Origin of the sequence: Massilia sp. CFBP9012 (genome assembly GCF_034045115.1) — a bacterium.
Lineage (GTDB): Bacteria > Pseudomonadota > Gammaproteobacteria > Burkholderiales > Burkholderiaceae_D > Telluria.
The window spans coordinates 457319-473975 of record NZ_JAXCWM010000003.1; the positions used below are offsets into that span (position 1 = coordinate 457319).

14 protein-coding genes are annotated in these 16657 nt (G+C 66.1%); 12 read left to right on the top strand and 2 right to left on the bottom strand.

Annotated elements, in window-relative coordinates; all coding sequences use genetic code 11:
• The first annotated feature begins 109 nt into the window (after positions 1–109).
• The 3 genes from SOM61_RS06965 to SOM61_RS06975 all read left to right on the top strand — a co-directional run bounded on the left by SOM61_RS06965 (position 110) and on the right by SOM61_RS06975 (position 5465).
• Positions 110–3217 (top strand): DEAD/DEAH box helicase, encoded by a 3108-nt coding sequence (locus SOM61_RS06965; protein WP_320473395.1) that lies wholly within the window; start codon positions 110–112, stop codon positions 3215–3217.
• Positions 3218–3315: 98 nt separating this feature from the next.
• A complete protein-coding gene (locus tag SOM61_RS06970; protein WP_320473396.1) occupies positions 3316–4161 on the top strand; it encodes an MOSC domain-containing protein in 846 nt (281 codons plus the stop codon).
• A gap of 185 nt (positions 4162–4346) precedes the next feature.
• On the top strand, positions 4347–5465 hold the full coding sequence (locus SOM61_RS06975) for a GGDEF domain-containing protein (RefSeq protein WP_320473397.1): 1119 nt from the start codon (positions 4347–4349) through the stop codon (positions 5463–5465).
• 153 nt (positions 5466–5618) lie between these two features.
• Here the strand turns inward: SOM61_RS06975 and SOM61_RS06980 are convergent, their stop codons facing one another.
• Complete coding sequence (locus SOM61_RS06980; protein ID WP_320473398.1) at positions 5619–7598, bottom strand: monovalent cation:proton antiporter family protein; 1980 nt, start codon at positions 7596–7598, stop codon at positions 5619–5621.
• Between the two features lie 156 nt (positions 7599–7754).
• On the opposite strand from SOM61_RS06980, the gene SOM61_RS06985 reads away from it, so the two are divergent.
• The 9 genes from SOM61_RS06985 (at position 7755) to SOM61_RS07025 (ending at position 15560) form a co-directional block, all read left to right on the top strand.
• Positions 7755–8753 carry a KpsF/GutQ family sugar-phosphate isomerase gene (locus SOM61_RS06985; protein ID WP_320473399.1) on the top strand — a complete coding sequence of 333 codons (999 nt, stop codon included), beginning with the start codon at positions 7755–7757 and terminating at the stop codon, positions 8751–8753.
• Entirely contained in the window at positions 8753–9307 is a 555-nt protein-coding gene (locus SOM61_RS06990; RefSeq protein WP_320473400.1) for a KdsC family phosphatase, read from the top strand. The genes SOM61_RS06985 and SOM61_RS06990 overlap by 1 nt, the downstream gene beginning before the upstream one ends.
• A 12-nt stretch (positions 9308–9319) precedes the next feature.
• Complete coding sequence (lptC, locus tag SOM61_RS06995) at positions 9320–9928, top strand: LPS export ABC transporter periplasmic protein LptC (protein ID WP_320473401.1); 609 nt, start codon at positions 9320–9322, stop codon at positions 9926–9928.
• 40 nt (positions 9929–9968) lie between these two features.
• The gene (gene lptA, locus SOM61_RS07000; RefSeq protein ID WP_320473402.1) at positions 9969–10517 is read left to right on the top strand and encodes a lipopolysaccharide transport periplasmic protein LptA; all 549 of its coding nucleotides are present in this window, start codon (positions 9969–9971) and stop codon (positions 10515–10517) included.
• On the top strand, positions 10514–11281 hold the full coding sequence (lptB, locus tag SOM61_RS07005) for an LPS export ABC transporter ATP-binding protein (RefSeq protein WP_320473403.1): 768 nt from the start codon (positions 10514–10516) through the stop codon (positions 11279–11281). Before lptA ends, lptB begins: the two co-directional genes overlap by 4 nt.
• 11 nt (positions 11282–11292) lie before the next feature.
• Positions 11293–12771, top strand: a complete 1479-nt coding sequence (locus SOM61_RS07010) for an RNA polymerase factor sigma-54 (RefSeq protein ID WP_320473404.1) — start codon at positions 11293–11295, stop codon at positions 12769–12771.
• A gap of 75 nt (positions 12772–12846) precedes the next feature.
• Positions 12847–13206 carry a ribosome hibernation-promoting factor, HPF/YfiA family gene (hpf, locus tag SOM61_RS07015; protein ID WP_147937308.1) on the top strand — a complete coding sequence of 120 codons (360 nt, stop codon included), beginning with the start codon at positions 12847–12849 and terminating at the stop codon, positions 13204–13206.
• 113 nt (positions 13207–13319) lie between these two features.
• Complete coding sequence (locus tag SOM61_RS07020; RefSeq protein WP_320473405.1) at positions 13320–14405, top strand: enoyl-CoA hydratase/isomerase family protein; 1086 nt, start codon at positions 13320–13322, stop codon at positions 14403–14405.
• Positions 14406–14489: 84 nt separating this feature from the next.
• A complete protein-coding gene (locus SOM61_RS07025) occupies positions 14490–15560 on the top strand; it encodes a DUF5694 domain-containing protein (protein WP_320473406.1) in 1071 nt (356 codons plus the stop codon).
• Between the two features lie 162 nt (positions 15561–15722).
• Here SOM61_RS07025 and rapZ read toward each other — a convergent pair whose 3' ends face one another.
• A complete protein-coding gene (gene rapZ / locus SOM61_RS07030) occupies positions 15723–16601 on the bottom strand; it encodes an RNase adapter RapZ (protein WP_320473407.1) in 879 nt (292 codons plus the stop codon).
• Between the last annotated feature and the right edge of the window lie 56 nt (positions 16602–16657).

The window sequence follows — 16657 nt, forward strand, 5'->3', positions numbered from 1 at the left end:
GCTGCGCCCAATACTACGCAAGCCCTTCCTTCCGAAGGGCTTGTTGCTTTTTGGCTTATACAAAAACAATAAGGCATGCCGTCTGGATACGGTTGAGCTACAGGAAAACATGAACGATACAGTCCAGAACCGCTTGCTGCCGTTGCCGTACTGGCGCGCCGCGCTGGCCGAAGTCAGCCTGCTGCATCCCGAGGTAGCACCCGACAGCAAACCGATCGTGCTCGCGCAAAACGACGGCGCGTGGCGGGTCGCGCAAGCCGCGCCCGACCTGGCAAGCTGGATCGAGGCACAGTTCAGTGCCAGCAAGCTGGAACGGGCCGGCCGCATCCCCTTCGTGCTGATCCCGGCCCGGCTGGCGCTGGAAGCGAGCCATGGCGCCAAGCACGATGGCGCCGAGCTGCACAAGGGCGCCTCGGTGCTGTGCATCCCGTGCCTGCTCGACCGCCAGGGCGTGTTGTCGCCCGACCCCGAGCGCATGCCGTGGATTCCGCGCGAGCTGCTGGAGCCGACCCTGCAGCGCACGTCGGTCGGCGCGCTGGCCAGCGTCGACGCATTCATCGGCGCGCTGCCGGAACAAGCCAGCGGCATGGGCGATACCTTCCACGTGGCGGCGCGCCTGTTCGAAGCCGTGACGGGCGCCGGGCTGCCCGGGCTTTGCGCAATGGCGCCGGCCGAGTCAGGCCAGCGGCTGCCGGACTTCGCGCTGGACGAGCACCGCCTGGTCTCGGGCTGGCACGGCATGCCCTACGAGCCGCCGGTCGTCGCGCGGCATCTCCTGAAGCTGTACGACCGGATCATCGCCGAGGGGCCGCCCACGCCGCTGCTGGACACCTTGCGCACCGTCGCCGACCGGCCGGCGCGCGCGCCGCTGCCGCTGCAGCAGACCGCGCCGTACGACGGCCAGACGGTCGGCCACATGCATCCGCTGCACCACTTGTCGCCGTCCCAGCGCACGGCGATGGTCGAATTGCAGCGCCTGGGCGAGGGACAGATCCTGGCGGTGAACGGTCCGCCCGGCACCGGCAAGACCACCTTGCTGCACAGCGTGGTGGCCCAGCTCTGGGTCGATGCGGCCCTGGCCGGCGGCGATTGTCCGCTGATCGTGGTCGCCTCGACCAATGTGAAGGCGGTCGAGAACGTGCTCGACAGCTTCGCGAAGATTTCGGCCGAGACCGGGCATCGGCGCTGGCATCCCTACGGGCGCGGCTTCGGGCTGTTCCTGGCGTCCGAATCGCGCCAGACCGAGCATCCGGTCTGCACCGGCAAGAGCCACCCCTTCGAGGAATTCGAGACGCCGGAAATGCTGGCGGCGGCGGAGCGCCATTACCTCGACTGCGCGGCGATGCACTTCAGGCGGCGCGGCGATGGCGTCGGCACTGTGGTCCACGACCTGCACGCCCAACTGAAAGCGCTGGCCGCCCGCCTCGATACGCTGGTGGCGGCGCGCCATACCCTGTTCCATGCGCTCGGCCAGGATGTCGACGACGGCGCCGTCGCCTTCTACCGTGCCTTGCTGGCGACCTTGAACGAGGAACTCACGCGTTGCCGTGAACAGCTGGCGCAGCTGCGCGCGCGTCTGGACGAGAGCGAACAGGCCGCCGATGCCGCCTTGCGCGCCTACGAGGCGCGCCGCGACGACATCATGCAGGCCGAGAAGGCATGGGCGGCCTACCTCGCCGACGCCTCGATCTGGCTCGATCTCTTCAGTTTCGTGCCGGCCGTGCGCCGGCGCCGCATGGCGCGCGACCGCCAGGTGCTGATGGCGCATCCGCTGACCGCCGACCTCCAGCACCGCGCCGACGGCGTGCCGGGGCATTTCCATACGCTCAAGAAGGAAGCGCTGCAGCACAAGAACAATACCGCGGCCGAGCTGCTCGCCTTGAAAGGGGAGCTCGCGCGCCAGGGGGACGAGGTCAAGCAGGAGATGGCGCGGGCCGAGACGGAGCGCGCACGCATCACCAGCGCCTTCGCCGCCTGGCGCGACGTGGCCGGCGACGATCCGGAACTGCTCGACGCCAGCCTGGCCAACCTGAACGAGCACCTGGACAAGAAGGTACGCTCACGCATGTTCGCCGTCGCCGACTGGTACTGGTCGGGCCAGTGGATCCTCGAAGTGCGGCACCGTATCAGGAGCGGCATCAAGGATACGAAGGGTCGCAGCAAGCTCGAAGCGAAGTACCGCCGCTTCGCCAAGCTCTCTCCCTGCCTGGTGTCGAACTTCCACATGGCGCCGTCGTTCTTCACCGCCTGGGAAGGCGAAGACATGCCGTTCTGGAACACGATCGACCTGCTGGTGGTGGACGAGGCAGGGCAGGTTTCGCCCGATATCGGCGCGCCGATGTTCGCCCTGGCGCGGCGCGCGATGGTGGTCGGCGACACCTTCCAGATCGAGCCGGTCTGGAACAGCGGCGAAGCGACCGACCGCACCAACGCCGTCAAGTTCGGCCTGGCGCCGGCCTTCCACGACCCCGCCTACGACCGCCTGGAGCAGGGCGGCTATGCGTCGGCCAGCGGCAGCCTGATGCGCGTCGCCAACCGCAGCTGCATGGTCCAGCAGTACGAGGACGTGCGCGGCCTGATGCTGACCGAACACCGGCGCTGTGTGCCGGAGCTGATCGATTACTGCAACCGGCTGATCTACGCGGGTCGCCTCGAACCGAAACGCGCGTCGCTGCCGCTCGCGGAGCGGATCCTGCCGCCGTTCGAGCTGATCCACGTCGGCGGCAAGGACGTGCGGCGCGGCGGCAGCCGCCAGAACGACGTCGAGGCGGCCGCGGTCGTCGACTGGCTCAAGGCCCACCGCGCCGACATCGAACAGCACTACCTCGACGACGCGGGCAAGCCGACCCCGATCTGGCAGCTGGTGGGCATCGTGACCCCGTTCGCGGCGCAGGCGGGCGCCATCGAACGGCGCCTGCGCCGGGAGATGCCGGACCTGCTGCGCAAGGACAGCCGCCTGACGGTCGGCACCGTGCACGCGCTGCAGGGCGCCGAGCGCGCCATCGTGCTGTTCTCGCCGACCTATGGCGAGAGTTTCAATGGCGGCGCCTTCTTCGACCAGAAGCCCAACATGCTCAACGTCGCGGTATCGCGCGCCAGGGACAGCTTCATCGTCATCGGCAACCGCAAGGTGTTCGATGCCAACCGCACTGCGCTGCCATCCGGCCTGCTGGCGACCTACCTGGTGGAGCGCAGCCGCGAGACGGTCGAGGGCTAGCAGGGGCAGGGCGGATTCCATCGAATCCGCCCTTCGGGATCATGCCGGCGGCGCCGATTGCTGCCATACTGTTGGCTTCTTACCATCCCGATCACAGCATGGCCACCGTCACTGAACTCCTCCTTTATCCGATCAAGTCCTGCGCCGGCCTGTCCGTGCCCGAGGCGACGCTCGCCCTCGACGGCCTGTCGGCAAACGGCGTGCACGACCGCGAATGGATGGTGGTGACGAGAGAGGGCCTGTTCCTGACCCAGCGCGAATACCCGCGCATGGCGACCATCGCGCCGCGCATCGAAGGTAACGATCTGGTGGTCGAGGCGCCCGGCCTGTCTCCGATCCGCCTGCCGCTGGCGCACGACCTCGAGGCGCCGGCGATCGAAGTGCTGATCTGGGACGATCACGTCCTGGCCGCCGACTGCGGCGACGATGCCGCCGCCTGGTTCGCGGATGCCGTCGGCGCCCCATGCCGCCTGGTGCGCTTCCGTCCCGACGTCGTGCGTCCGAAGATCAGCCCATGGACTGGCGGCTTGCCTGCCGCGGCCCGCTTCTCGGACGGCTACCCGATCCTCTTGATCGGCCAATCCTCGCTCGACGACCTGAACGCCAAACTGGTGCAGGCCGGCCGCGCCGCGCTGCCCATGAACCGCTTTCGTCCCAATATGGTTGTAGACGGCATCGACGCCTTCGAAGAAGACTTCGTGGCCGAGTTCTCCGCTGACGAAGTCAAACTGCGCCCGGTCAAACCCTGCGCCCGCTGCCCGATCCCGTCGGTCGACCAGGCTACCGGTATTCCCGGCCCCGACCCGCTCGACATCCTGCAAACCTACCGCGCCAACGCCCGTATGGACGGCGCGGTCACGCTGGGCATGAACGTCATCGTCGAGGACGGTATCGACCGCATTTTGCGCGTGGGCCAGGAACTAAACGCCGAGCTTGCTTTCTAAGTACGACGGTAAGTGCGACGGTAAGTGCGACGGTAAGTGCGACAGCAGGTCGAACGCCGGCGGCACCGCAACAGTGTCGCAAAATCGCCTATTCCCGCATCTTCCCCGATGCCGACAGGCGGTTTTTCATATCCAAGCAAGATTGGATGGCGTAATGTTACGGTTATTGCTGAAAGGAATGCTCCATGCATGAGCCGAGCGCGTCGACGCGAGAACTGATGGCGGAAAACGAGACCTTGCGCGCGCGCATGGCGTACCTGCTCGAGCAGGCCGAACGCAACCACGAAATCATGTGCCGCCACCAGGCCTTCGACCTGCAGATCGTGGGCGCCGGCAGCTTTCCGGAACTGGTCGGAACGATCTTCCGTACGCTGCCGGTGATCTCGGAGCTGGATACCGTCACCCTGTCGCTGGTCGACCCGGATGCCGACATCTATACCGTCATGCACCGCCTGGGCGTCGATTTCGAGCAGTTCCCCAACCTGATGTTCTGCGAGCATGCGGTCGAACTCGGCTTCGACATGTCGCCCGAGCGCCGTCCGCATCCTATCCTGGGGCCTTATGCGCCGTCGCAGCACTGCGCCGTGTTCCCGCATCCGCCCGCCGGCCTGCAGAGCGTGGCCCTGGTGCCGCTGCTGCGCAATACGCGCCTGATCGGCAGCCTGAACCTGGGCAGCGCCGACCCGGCCCGCTTCACGCCGAACCTGGGCACCGACTTTGTCGAGCACATGGGCTCGATCATCGCGATCTGCCTCGAGAACGTGATCAGCAACGAGATGCTGAAGTACATCGGCCTCACCGATTCGCTCACCGGCGTCTACAACCGCCGCTACATGGACCGCCGCCTGCTCGAAGAGATCGCGCGCGCGCGGCGCCAGGGCTATCGCCTGTCCTGCATGTACATCGACATCGACCACTTCAAGCGCGTCAACGACACGGTCGGCCACCAGGGCGGCGATGACGTCCTGCGCGAGGTGTGCGGCCGCATCAAGGCCGAGCTGCGCATGTCGGATGCGCTGGGCCGCTTCGGCGGCGAAGAATTCGTGGTGCTGCTGATCGACGCCGACCTGGAAAGCGCCAGCATGGTCGCCCAGCGCATCCGCGCCAGCGTCGCCGCCGAGCCGGTGAGCCTGGGCGGTGGCGAGCGGGTCGACGTGACGGTGTCGATCGGCGTCGCCGCGCTGTCGGATTTTGCGCGCGACAACGCGATCGAAGGCGTGGCGCAGGAACTCGTGGCATCGGCCGATGCGGCGCTGTACCAGGCCAAGGCCGGTGGTCGCAACAAGGTCGTCACGTTCGCTTAATCGTACACGTTAAGCTAAACCCAGTCGTCCCCGCGAAGGCGGGGACCCAAGTTTGCGAGCGTCTCGACGGCATTTGCAGAACTTGGGTTCCCGCCTTCGCGGGAACGACGTGTTAGAGCCGCGTGACTTGCCCACACGACGGCGCGGCCAGCATCACAACAACCTGTCCTCGGCCCGGCTGACCGCCTCCCCATCCCCACGCACCACCACCACGTCGCCCGCAGCCAGCACCACGCCCGGCCCCGGCTCCACATCCGCACCGCCGCGCCGCAATGCGGTCACCTCGGCCGCGATGCCGTCCAGCCCCAGTTCCACCAGGCTGCGGCCGATCGAAGCGGCCTGCGCATGCAGCCGCACCGAATGCAGGCGCACATGCCCCGGTTCGAGCGTGGCGCCGCTGTCGCTCGCGCCATGGAAGTAGCCGCGCAGGGTCGCATAGCGGTCGTCGCGCGCCGCCTGCACCCGGTGCACCACGCGCCGCAGCGGCACGCCCAGCGTCACCAGCGCGTGCGAGGCCAGCATCAGGCTGCTCTCCAGCGCCTCGGGCACCACCTCGGTGGCGCCGGCGCGTTTGAGCACGTCCATGTCGCCGTCATCGTGGCTGCGCACGATCACCGGCAGGTTCGGGGCCAGCTCGTGCACCAGGTGCAGCACCTTCAGGGCCTGGCGCGTGTCGGCGAAGGTGATCACCAGCGCGCTGGCGCGGTGGATGCCGGCCGCGATCAGGCTTTCGCGGCGCGCCGCGTCGCCGTACGAGACGGTGGCGCCGGCCGCCCGCGCCTCTTGCACCCGCTCCGGATCCAGGTCCAGCGCGTGCCAGGGCAGCGCCTCTTCCTTGAGCAGGGTCGCCAGGCTCTGGCCGCTGCGCCCGAAGCCGGCGATGACCACGTGATTCTGGGTCTTCATGGTGCGCGTGGCGAGCTGGGTCAGCTGCAGCGACTGCGTCATCCACTCGTTGGCCGCGAGCTTCATCGCGATCCGGTCCATATTGGCGATGACGAAGGGGGCGAGCAGCATCGACAGCACCATCGAGGCCAAAACCAGCTGCATCACGAACGGATCGACCAGCTTCGAGCCGGAAGCGTGATTGAGCAGCACGAAGCTGAATTCGCCCGCCTGGGCCAGCGCCAGGCCGGTGCGCATCGCCGTGCCGGGCGATGCCCCGAAGGCGCGCGCGAGCAGGGCGATCAGGCCGAACTTGAGCAGCACCGGCAGCGCGAGCAACAGCAGCACCAGCCGCCAGTGCTCGATCACCATCCGCAGGTCGAGCAGCATGCCGATCGTGATGAAGAACAGCCCGAGCAGCACGTCGCGGAACGGCTTGATGTCTTCTTCCACCTGATGCTTGTAGGGCGTCTCGGAGATCAGCATGCCGGCCACGAAGGCGCCGAGGGCCAGCGACAGGCCGGCCTGCTCGGTGATCCAGGCCGCGCCCAGGGTCACCAATAACAGATTGAGCATGAACAGCTCTTGCGAGCGGCGCTTGGCGACGATGGTGAACCAGCGGCCCATCAGCTTCTGGCCGAAGAACAGCAGCAGGGCCAGCACCAGCGCCGCCTTGAGCGCTTCCACGCCAAGGGTGATCGCCAGGTCTTCCGGATCGCGCGCCAGCGCCGGGATCATGATCAAGAGCGGCACCACCGCCAGGTCCTGGAACAGCAGGATGCCGACGATGCGCCGCCCATGCTCGCTTTCGAGCTCCAGCCGCTCGGTGAGCAGCTTGACGACGATGGCGGTCGAGGACATCGCCAGCGCGCCGCCCAGCGCGAAGGCGGCCTGCCAGCCGAGGGCAATGCCGGGCAGGAACCAGGCCGCCAGCAGCCCGATCCCCATCGCGGCCGCGATCGTCGACACCACCTGGGCCAGGCCCAGCCCGAACACGATGCGCCGCATCGAGCGCAGCTGCCCGAGCGAGAACTCCAGGCCGATCGAGAACATCAGGAACACCACCCCGAACTCGCCCAGCGCGTGGGTGGTGGGACTGTCTTCGGCCAGGGCCAGGGCGTGGGGGCCGATCAGGACACCGACGGCGAGGTAGCCGAGCATCGGCGGCAGTTGCAGGCTACGGAAGACGACCACGCCCAGGACGGCGCAGCCCAGAAGGAGGAGGGTGAGTTCGAGGCCGGAATGCATTGATGCGAAGCTGGGATAAACAGCAAAAGTGTTGATCTTATGGCACTAGCCAGGTGTGGTGCGGCGGTCGCTTGTTATCGTTTGTTACGACTGGCAAGTTTTTTGCTTTCCCAATTCGTTTATACTTCCAAAATGAGTGTAACCGATGAAAAAATAATGCCGAAAAGTTTTGACGAAACCCTGGCCCGGCGCGTCCTGGACCTGGGTCGCGAAACGCTGTCGATCGAAGCGGACGCCATCCGCGCGCTGCAGGCGCGCCTGGGCGACGACGACAGTTTCGTGAACGCCGCGCAGCTGATCATGGCCTGCGACGGCCGCGTGGTCGTGTCCGGGATGGGCAAGTCGGGCCACATCGGCCGCAAGATCGCCGCCACCCTGGCGTCCACCGGCACCCCGGCCTTCTTCATGCACCCGGGCGAAGCCGCGCACGGCGACCTGGGCATGGTCACCAAAAATGATGTCGTGATCGCGATCTCCAATTCGGGCGAATCGTCCGAGATCCTGGACATCCTGCCGGCCGTGAAGCGCCTGGGCGCGCGCGTGATCGCCATGACCGGTAAACCAGCCTCGCGCCTGGCCAAGCTGGCCGACGTGCACCTGGACATCGCGGTGGACAAGGAAGCCTGCCCGCTCAACCTGGCGCCGACCACCAGCACCACCGTGACCCTCGCGATGGGCGATGCGCTGGCCGTGGCGCTGCTCGACGCGCGCGGCTTCCGTGAACAAGACTTCGCGCTGTCGCATCCGGGCGGCGCGCTGGGCCGGCGCCTCCTGACCCATGTGCGCGACGTGATGCGCAGCGGCGACGCGGTGCCGAGCGTGAGCCCCGAAACCTCGCTGGTCGAAGCGCTGCTCGAAGTGACCCGCAAGGGCCTCGGCATGACCGCCATCGTCGACGCCGAAGGCCGTCCGGTCGGCGTGTTCACCGACGGCGACTTGCGTCGCGTGATCGAACGCATGCACGACTTCTCGGACATCCAGATCCGCGACGTGATGCACGCCAACCCGCGCCGCGTGCGCCCCGAGCAGCTGGCGGTCGACGCCGTCGCCGTGATGGAAGAATTCCGCATCAACCAGATGCTGGTGGTCGATGACGACGACCGCCTGGTCGGCGCGCTGCACATCCACGACCTGACCCGCGCAAAGGTGATCTGATGAGCGACACGTTTATCCCAGCCATTACGCCGTTGGCCCATATGGAACGCGCGGCCCGCATCAAGGTCATGATCTTCGACGTCGACGGCGTGCTGACCGACGGCAGCCTGACCTACGGCCCGGAAGGCGAAGTCACCAAGACCTTCAACGTGCTCGACGGCCTGGGCATCCAGCTGTTGAACAAGACCGGTGTCCAGACCGCGATCATCAGCGCGCGCCTGTCGCCGATCGTCGTCAAGCGCGCGGCCGATCTGGGCATCTCGCACGTCCACCAGGGCATCCACGACAAGCGCATCGGCTTCGCCAAGCTGTTGGAAAGCACCGGCTTTACGGCCGAGCAGTGCGGCTACATCGGCGACGACGTGATCGACCTGCCGCTGTTCGCGCGCGTCGGCTTCGCCGTCGCGGTGCCGTCCGGCCACCCCGAGGTGCAGCACCGCGCGCACTACGTCACCAAGAATGGCGGGGGCCGCGGCGCGGTGCGCGAGGTGTGCGACCTCGTGATGCGCGCCCAGGGCACCTACGACCAGGCGCTCGCGCCGTACTTCGCCTAAAGGCCACGCACCATGGCCACCATCGTCCAAAACAAGCGTACCGCGCATCGCTGGAATCTCCTGGCGATGATCGTGATCGGCACCTTCTTCGCCTTCGGCAGCTTCTGGCTGCTGCAACTGATGCAGGCGTCCGACATCGACGCCCAGCTGGGCGGGCCGCCGGACGAACCGGACTACATCGTCGAGAATTTCTCGTTCGTGCGCATGACCGAGAATGGCCAGCCGAGCTATGTATTGTCGGGCAAGCACCTGGCCCACATCCCGCTCGGCGACGTCTCGCACGTCGACCAGCCGCTGCTGCGCGGCGTCGAGCCGGGCCGCCCGCCGATGACGGTGGTCGCCAAGAAAGCCCAGGTGTTCCACGAAGAGCACCGGGTCGAACTGATGGGCGACGTCGACCTGCAGCGCCCGAAGACGGCGCAGAGCGAGTCCTTGCACTTGCGTAGCCAGGCGCTGACCGTGCTCCCCGACGAAGAAATCGTCAAGACCGACCTCCCGGTTGACCTGCAGCTTGGGGCATCGAGCGTGAAAGGCACCGGCATGGTCGCCAACAACGCCACCCAGCAAGTGCACATGTCCAGCCGCGGCCAGATCGTCTATCCGCCACGACCGCGCCAGTAAGCCTGCGCCGCGCGATAACCCAGGACCAGCATTCCTTATCATGAAAAATATATTTGCCGCCGTACTCCTTTCCCTGCTGTCGCTGACGGCAGCCGCCGAACGTGCCGACTCGCTCAAACCCGCGCAGGTCGAATACGATTCCGCCGATCTCGACGGGGTCAACGGTGTGCGCACCCTGACCGGTAACGTGATCCTCACCCGCGGTACGCTGTTGCTCAAGGCCGACCGCGCCGTGGTCAGGGAAACGCCCGAAGGCTATATGACGGTGACACTCACCGCCAACAACGGCAAGCTCACCACGTTCCGCCAGAAGCGCGACGGCGGCCCCAACCTGTGGGTCGAGGGCCAGGCCGAGCGCATCGAGTACGACGAGCGCGCCGAGCTGGTGCGCCTGTACTCGAATGCCCTCATCAAGGAACTGGAAAACGATCAACTGAGCAACCAGGTCACCGGCCCTTTCATCTCGTATGACAGCCGCAAGGAAGTGGCCACCGTGCGCAACGACGTCAGCGGCCAGAGCAAGGTTGGCGGCGGCCGCGGCACCCTGATCCTCTCGCCCAAGCGCACCCCCGCCGGAGGAGCGCAATGACGGCAATCCCGATGGATCTGGGCGATTGCAGCACCCTGGTCGTCAAGGGCCTGCAGAAGAGCTATGGCAAGCGCCTGGTGGTGCGCGACGTGTCGCTGCAGGTCGAGTGCGGTGAAGTGGTCGGCTTGCTGGGCCCGAACGGCGCCGGCAAGACCACGTCGTTCTACATGATCGTCGGCCTGGTGCCGTCGGACGCCGGCTCGATCGACATCAACGGCACCGACATCACCAGCCTGCCGATCCACCGCCGCGCCGTATTGGGCCTGTCCTACCTGCCGCAAGAGGCCTCGGTATTCCGCAAGCTGACGGTGGAAGATAACATCCGCGCCGTGCTCGAGCTGCAGAAGGACAACGGCAAGCCGCTGTCGAAAGACCAGATCAACGAGCGCCTCGACACCTTGCTGGCCGACCTGCAGATCGAGAAGCTGCGCGAGAACCCGGCGCTGTCGCTGTCGGGCGGCGAGCGCCGCCGCGTGGAGATCGCGCGCGCGCTGGCGACCAATCCGCGCTTCGTGCTGCTCGACGAACCGTTCGCCGGCGTCGACCCGATCGCCGTGATCGAGATCCAGCGCATCGTGCGCTTCCTGAAGGAGCGCCGGATCGGTGTCCTGATCACCGACCACAACGTGCGCGAGACGCTCGGCATCTGCGACCGCGCCTACATCATCAACCAGGGCGCGGTGCTTGCCTCCGGCCGCCCTGACGACATCATCGCGGACGAGTCGGTGCGCCGCGTGTACCTGGGTGAACACTTCCGCATGTGAGCGACGCCTAGATGAAACAGTCCCTGCAACTTCGCACTTCGCAGCACCTCGCGCTTACGCCGCAACTGCAGCAGTCGATCCGGTTGCTGCAACTGTCGACGCTCGAACTGCACCAGGAGATCGAGCAGATACTGGGCGATAACCCCTTGCTCGAGCGGCTCGACGACCCGCTCGACCATTCGGTGCGTTTGCTGGCCGACGGCGCCATCAACAATGCGCCCGCCAGTGGCGAAGCGCCGCCGGCGCCCGGCCAGCAGGCCGAGGGCCAGGATGCGCCGGCGCAGGAGGGCGAGGGTTTCGAGGGCGGCGCCGACAACGAGCGCAGCGACGCCGACTGGAGCGAAGGTGGCGCGCCATCTTCAGGCGGCGGTGGCGAGGACGAGGACGGCCGCCCGCAGCTGGAAGCCTGCGCCATCACCCTGCGCGAACACCTGATGGAGCAGGTGCGCGAAGCCACCCTGTCGGCGCGCGACCGCGCGCTGGCCGAGCTGGTGATCGATGCGCTGGACGACAACGGCTACCTCGAAGAACCGCTCGACGAGATCCATGCAAGGCTGCCCGAAGAACTCGACATCGAGATCGAAGAGCTGCGTTGCGCGCTGGCGCTGGTGCAGAGCATGGACCCGGTGGGCGTCGGCGCGCGCAGCGCGGCCGAGTGCCTGGCGCTGCAGATCCGGCGCATGCCGGGCGTGCCGATGGTGACGCGGCGCATGGCCCTGACCATCGTCGAGGGTTACCTGAGCTGGTTCGCCCAGCGCGAATACAGCAAGCTGAAAAAAGCGCTCGACTGCGACGACGAAGACTTGCGCGAGGTGCAGGCCGTGGTGCGCCAATGCAATCCGCATCCGGGCGCGGCGTTCGCTTCGAACGTGTCGGACTATGTGGTGCCGGACGTGATCGTGCGCCGTTCCAAGAGCGGCTGGGCGGTCACCCTGAACCCGGACGTGATGCCGCGCCTGCGCGTCAACAGCCTGTACGCCAGCATGCTCAAGCAGGGCAAGAGCGAGGCGCAGATGGGCGCGCAGATGCAGGAAGCGAAGTGGCTCATCAAGAATATGCGCCAGCGTTTCGACACCATCCTGCGTGTGGCGGAGGCGATCGTCGAGCGCCAGCGCAATTTTTTCTCCCATGGCGCGGTTGCCATGCGGCCCCTTGTTTTACGTGAGATAGCTGATACACTAGGCCTACACGAGAGCACAATTTCTCGTGTCACAACGCAGAAATACATGCTGACCCCGCACGGCATGTTTGAGTTGAAGTATTTCTTCGGCAGCCACGTTGCCACCGAGGCGGGAGGCGAAGCATCCTCGACGGCAATCCGTGCGCTCATTGCACAATTGACAGGAGCAGAAGACCCTAGGAACCCTTTATCCGACAGCAAGATCGCGGAGATGCTCGGGGAACAAGGCATGGTCATCGCGCGCCGCACGGTTGCAAAATACCGTGAAGCCCTCAAGATACCCCCTGTAAGCCTCCGCAAGTCCTTGTAACTGCGCCGTCCACAGACATCGTGCCTTGTCGCGTTCCTGTGGTCCACACGGTGCAACATTTTCAAAGGAGTGTGTATGAACCTCACAATCAGTGGCCATCATCTCGAAGTAACCCCCGCCATCCGTGAATACGTTCAGAATAAGCTCGAGCGCATCATTCGCCATTTCGACCAGGTGATCGACACCCACGTCTTCCTGGCCGTCGACAACCTCACTGAAAAAGAAAAAAGGCAAAAAGCAGAGATCAACGTCCAGGTGTCGGGAAAGACCCTGCACGTGGCCAGCGTCGCACAAGACCTGTACGCCGCGATCGATACGCTGATGGATAAGCTGGACCGACAGATCCTCAAACACAAGCAGCAACTGAAAGACCATAGCCGTACTTCGATCAAACGCATGCCGGAAATCGACGGCGAAGACGCTGCTGTCGCCTGATCAGGCGCAGGGCTCACACTAGCTAAGGGCGTCTGAGGGGACGCCCTTTTTGCATCTGTGGCACATCCAATCCGGCGGGGTAAGATACGGTTTTACCGACCACTGATCACCCCATGACCGACCACGTCCTGACCCGCATCGCCAACCGCACCGGCATCATCACCCTGGACCGCCCGAAGGCGCTCAATTCGCTGTCGCTCGAGATGGTGCGCGCGCTGACCGCGGTGCTGCGCGCCTGGCAGCATGACGGGCAGGTCGAGGCGGTCGTACTGACCAGCAGCAGCGAGAAGGCCTTGTGCGCGGGCGGCGACATCCGTTTCTTCCATGAGGTCGGCCATGCGACGCCGATGGGCGGCAGCGCGCTGCTCGAGGATTTCTTCACCGAAGAATACGCGCTGAATCACCTGATCCATTTCTATCCAAAGCCTTACATCGCCATCATGGATGGCGTCGTGATGGGCGGCGGCATGGGCATCGCCCAGGGCGGCCCGGACTGCGGCCTGCGCATCGTGACCGAGCGCACGAAAATGGCCATGCCCGAGGTGAACATCGGCCTGTTCCCGGACGTCGGCGGCAGCCACTTTCTGTCGCATGCGCCGGGGCAGCTCGGCAACTACCTGGGCCTGACCGGGCTGACGATCGGCGCCGCCGACGCGCTGTATATCGGCCTGGCCGACGTGTTCGTGCCAGGCGCCGAGCTGCCGGACCTGCAGGCATTGATCGCGTCCACGCAAGGCGCCGGCCTGCCGGCGGCGATCCGCGCCTTCGCGGCGCCGTTTGCTGCAATGGCGGGGGCAAGCGAATTGCAGGTCCGGCGCAGGAGCATCGATGCGCATTTCGGCGCGGCGTCGGTCGCCGCGATCATGGGATCGCTCGAAGGCGACGCAACACCGTTCGCACACAAGGCGCTGGCCGCCATGCGCCAGCGTTCGCCCCTGTTGATGTGCGTGACCCACGAGCTGCTGGCGCGTGGCGCCGCGCTCGACGTGGCCGACTGCCTGCGCATGGAACGCTCGCTGGTGCGCCACAATTTCGAGCATGGCGAAGTGCTGGAAGGCATACGCGCACTGGTGATCGACAAGGACAATGCGCCGCAATGGAATCCACCGTCGCTTGCCGAGGTCACCCCAGAGATGGTGGCGCGCTTCTTCGCGCCGGTGTGGCCGGAGCACGCGCATCCGCTCAGGCATCTTGCATAATCCGCTGCGTGCATATCCATTTTTGCGTGACAGCGTAGCGACGGGGTGTGAACATCGGGTCTTCATGATTTGAAAGGAAGAGCGATGCGCCTGGGTGCCCTGCTGATCTCGATGACTGTATGCGGCAGCGCCGCCGCGCAGGACTACCAGCCGGCCTTCGATCCGAGCCGGCTCAAGGGTCCCACGACAGGACCGGTCAACCAGATCATGGTGCTCGGCTCGCCCCACCTGGCGCATTTGCCCAAGACCTTCCAGGCGTCGAGCCTGGCCCCGCTGAACGAACGGCTCGCGGCCTGGAAGCCGCAGGCGATCGCGGTCGAGGACCGCTCGGGACCGCAGTGCGATTTCATGCGCCACCACCCGGCGCGGTATGCGGAGACGGTCAAGACCTATTGCCGGGATACCGCGGCGGCAAAGGCCGCGACCGGGCTCGATGTCCCGCAAGCGACGGCAGAATTGGAAAAGCTGCTGGGTGAATGGCCGGCGGCGCCGTCGCCAGCCCAACGGCGCCGCCTGGCGGCCGTGTTCCTGGCCGGCGGGGAGCCTGCATCCGCGGTGGTCCAGTGGTTCCGCTTGCCGGCCGGGGAGCGCCGCGCCGGCGACGGCCTGGACGCCGCCCTGGTCGCGCAGCTACAGGAGCTCGAGGCCAGTCCCAACGAAAGCGTGATGATCGCGGCGCGGCTGGCGGCCCGGCTGGGGCATGAGCGCGTGTACGCCATGGACGACCAGACGGCATCCCGTCCTTACGCCGACCGCAAGGCGGCTGGCGAGGCGATCATGAAGGCCTGGGACAATCCGGCCAATGCGAAGCGCAAGAAGGACGACGAGATCCTCGACGCGGGCGTGGGCAGTGCGGAAGGCCTGCTGGCGATGTACCGCGCCTATAACTCGCCCGCCCATGTCGCCGCGACCTTCGAGATCGACTTCGGCGCGGCGCTGAACGAACCGTCACCCCAGCGCTTCGGCCGTGGCTACGTCGGCTACTGGGAAACGCGCAACCTGCGCATGGCGGCGAACATCCGCGACGTGGTGGGCGTCATGCCCGGCACGCGGCTGCTGGTCATCGTGGGGGCGTCGCACAAGGGCTATCTGGAGGCGTATCTGCACCAGATGCATGATGTACGGTTGGTGGATACGGCAGCGGTGCTGCGTTGAACGGCCGCGACGCTCTGGCCTGGCCACATGCAGTGGTACGTCATTCCCGCGCAGGCGGGAATCCAAGTCATTGGCATAGTGGCTCCATCTGCCGTGGCCACTGCGCGAAGGACTTGGGTTCCCGCCTGCGCGGGAACGACGTGCGAGGGCTGGCGGTAGACATTACGCCGCAGGATTCTTCGGCTGCTCCCGATGCCGAACGATCACCCGTTCGGTGGCGCCAAAATAGGCGCCGAGGTGTTCGGCCATGTACACCGAGCGGTGCTGGCCGCCGGTGCAGCCGACCGCCACCGTCAGGTAGCTGCGGTTGTCGGTCTTGAACGAAGGCAGCCACTTGGCCACGAAGGTGCGGATGTCGGCCAGCATCTCGATCGCGCTCGGCTGGGCGTCGAGGAAGTCGATTACCGGCTGGTCCTTGCCGGTGAGTGGCCGCAGGGCCAGGTCGTAATACGGGTTCGGGATCGCGCGCACGTCGAACACGAAGTCGGCGTCGAGCGGCACGCCGACCTTGAACGCGAACGATTCGAAGAACAGGGTCAGCGGCGCATGGTCGACTTCGGCCAGCTCCTTGATCCAGCCGCGCAGTTTGTTGGCCGAGAGTTCCGAGGTGTCGATCACATGGCCCAGGTTCTCGATCGACGACAGGCGCTCGCGTTCTTCGGCGATGCATTCGATCAGGGTGCGGCGCGAAGCCGGATTCTCGCCCGGCCGCAGCTCGTGCGACAGCGGGTGGCTGCGTCGCGTTTCGGAAAAACGCGCGACCAGCGAATGGGTGCTCGACGTCAGGAACATGACCTTGACCGCATGGCCATCCTCGCGCATGCGGCGCACACTCACCGGCAGTTCGACCAGCGATTCGGCGCTGCGCGCGTCGACCGCGACCGCCATCTTGCCGGTGCCGGTTTCATTGACCGTATTGACGAGGGCCGGCAGCAGGGCCGGCGGCAGGTTGTCGACGCAGTAGTAACCCGCGTCTTCCAGGACATTCAGGGCTACGGACTTGCCCGAGCCCGAGATGCCGGTGATGAGGACGATGTGCATGCGGCGATGATACCGCAACCTTCAGCCGATGGCACGCCGCCGGGCCATCGGATGAA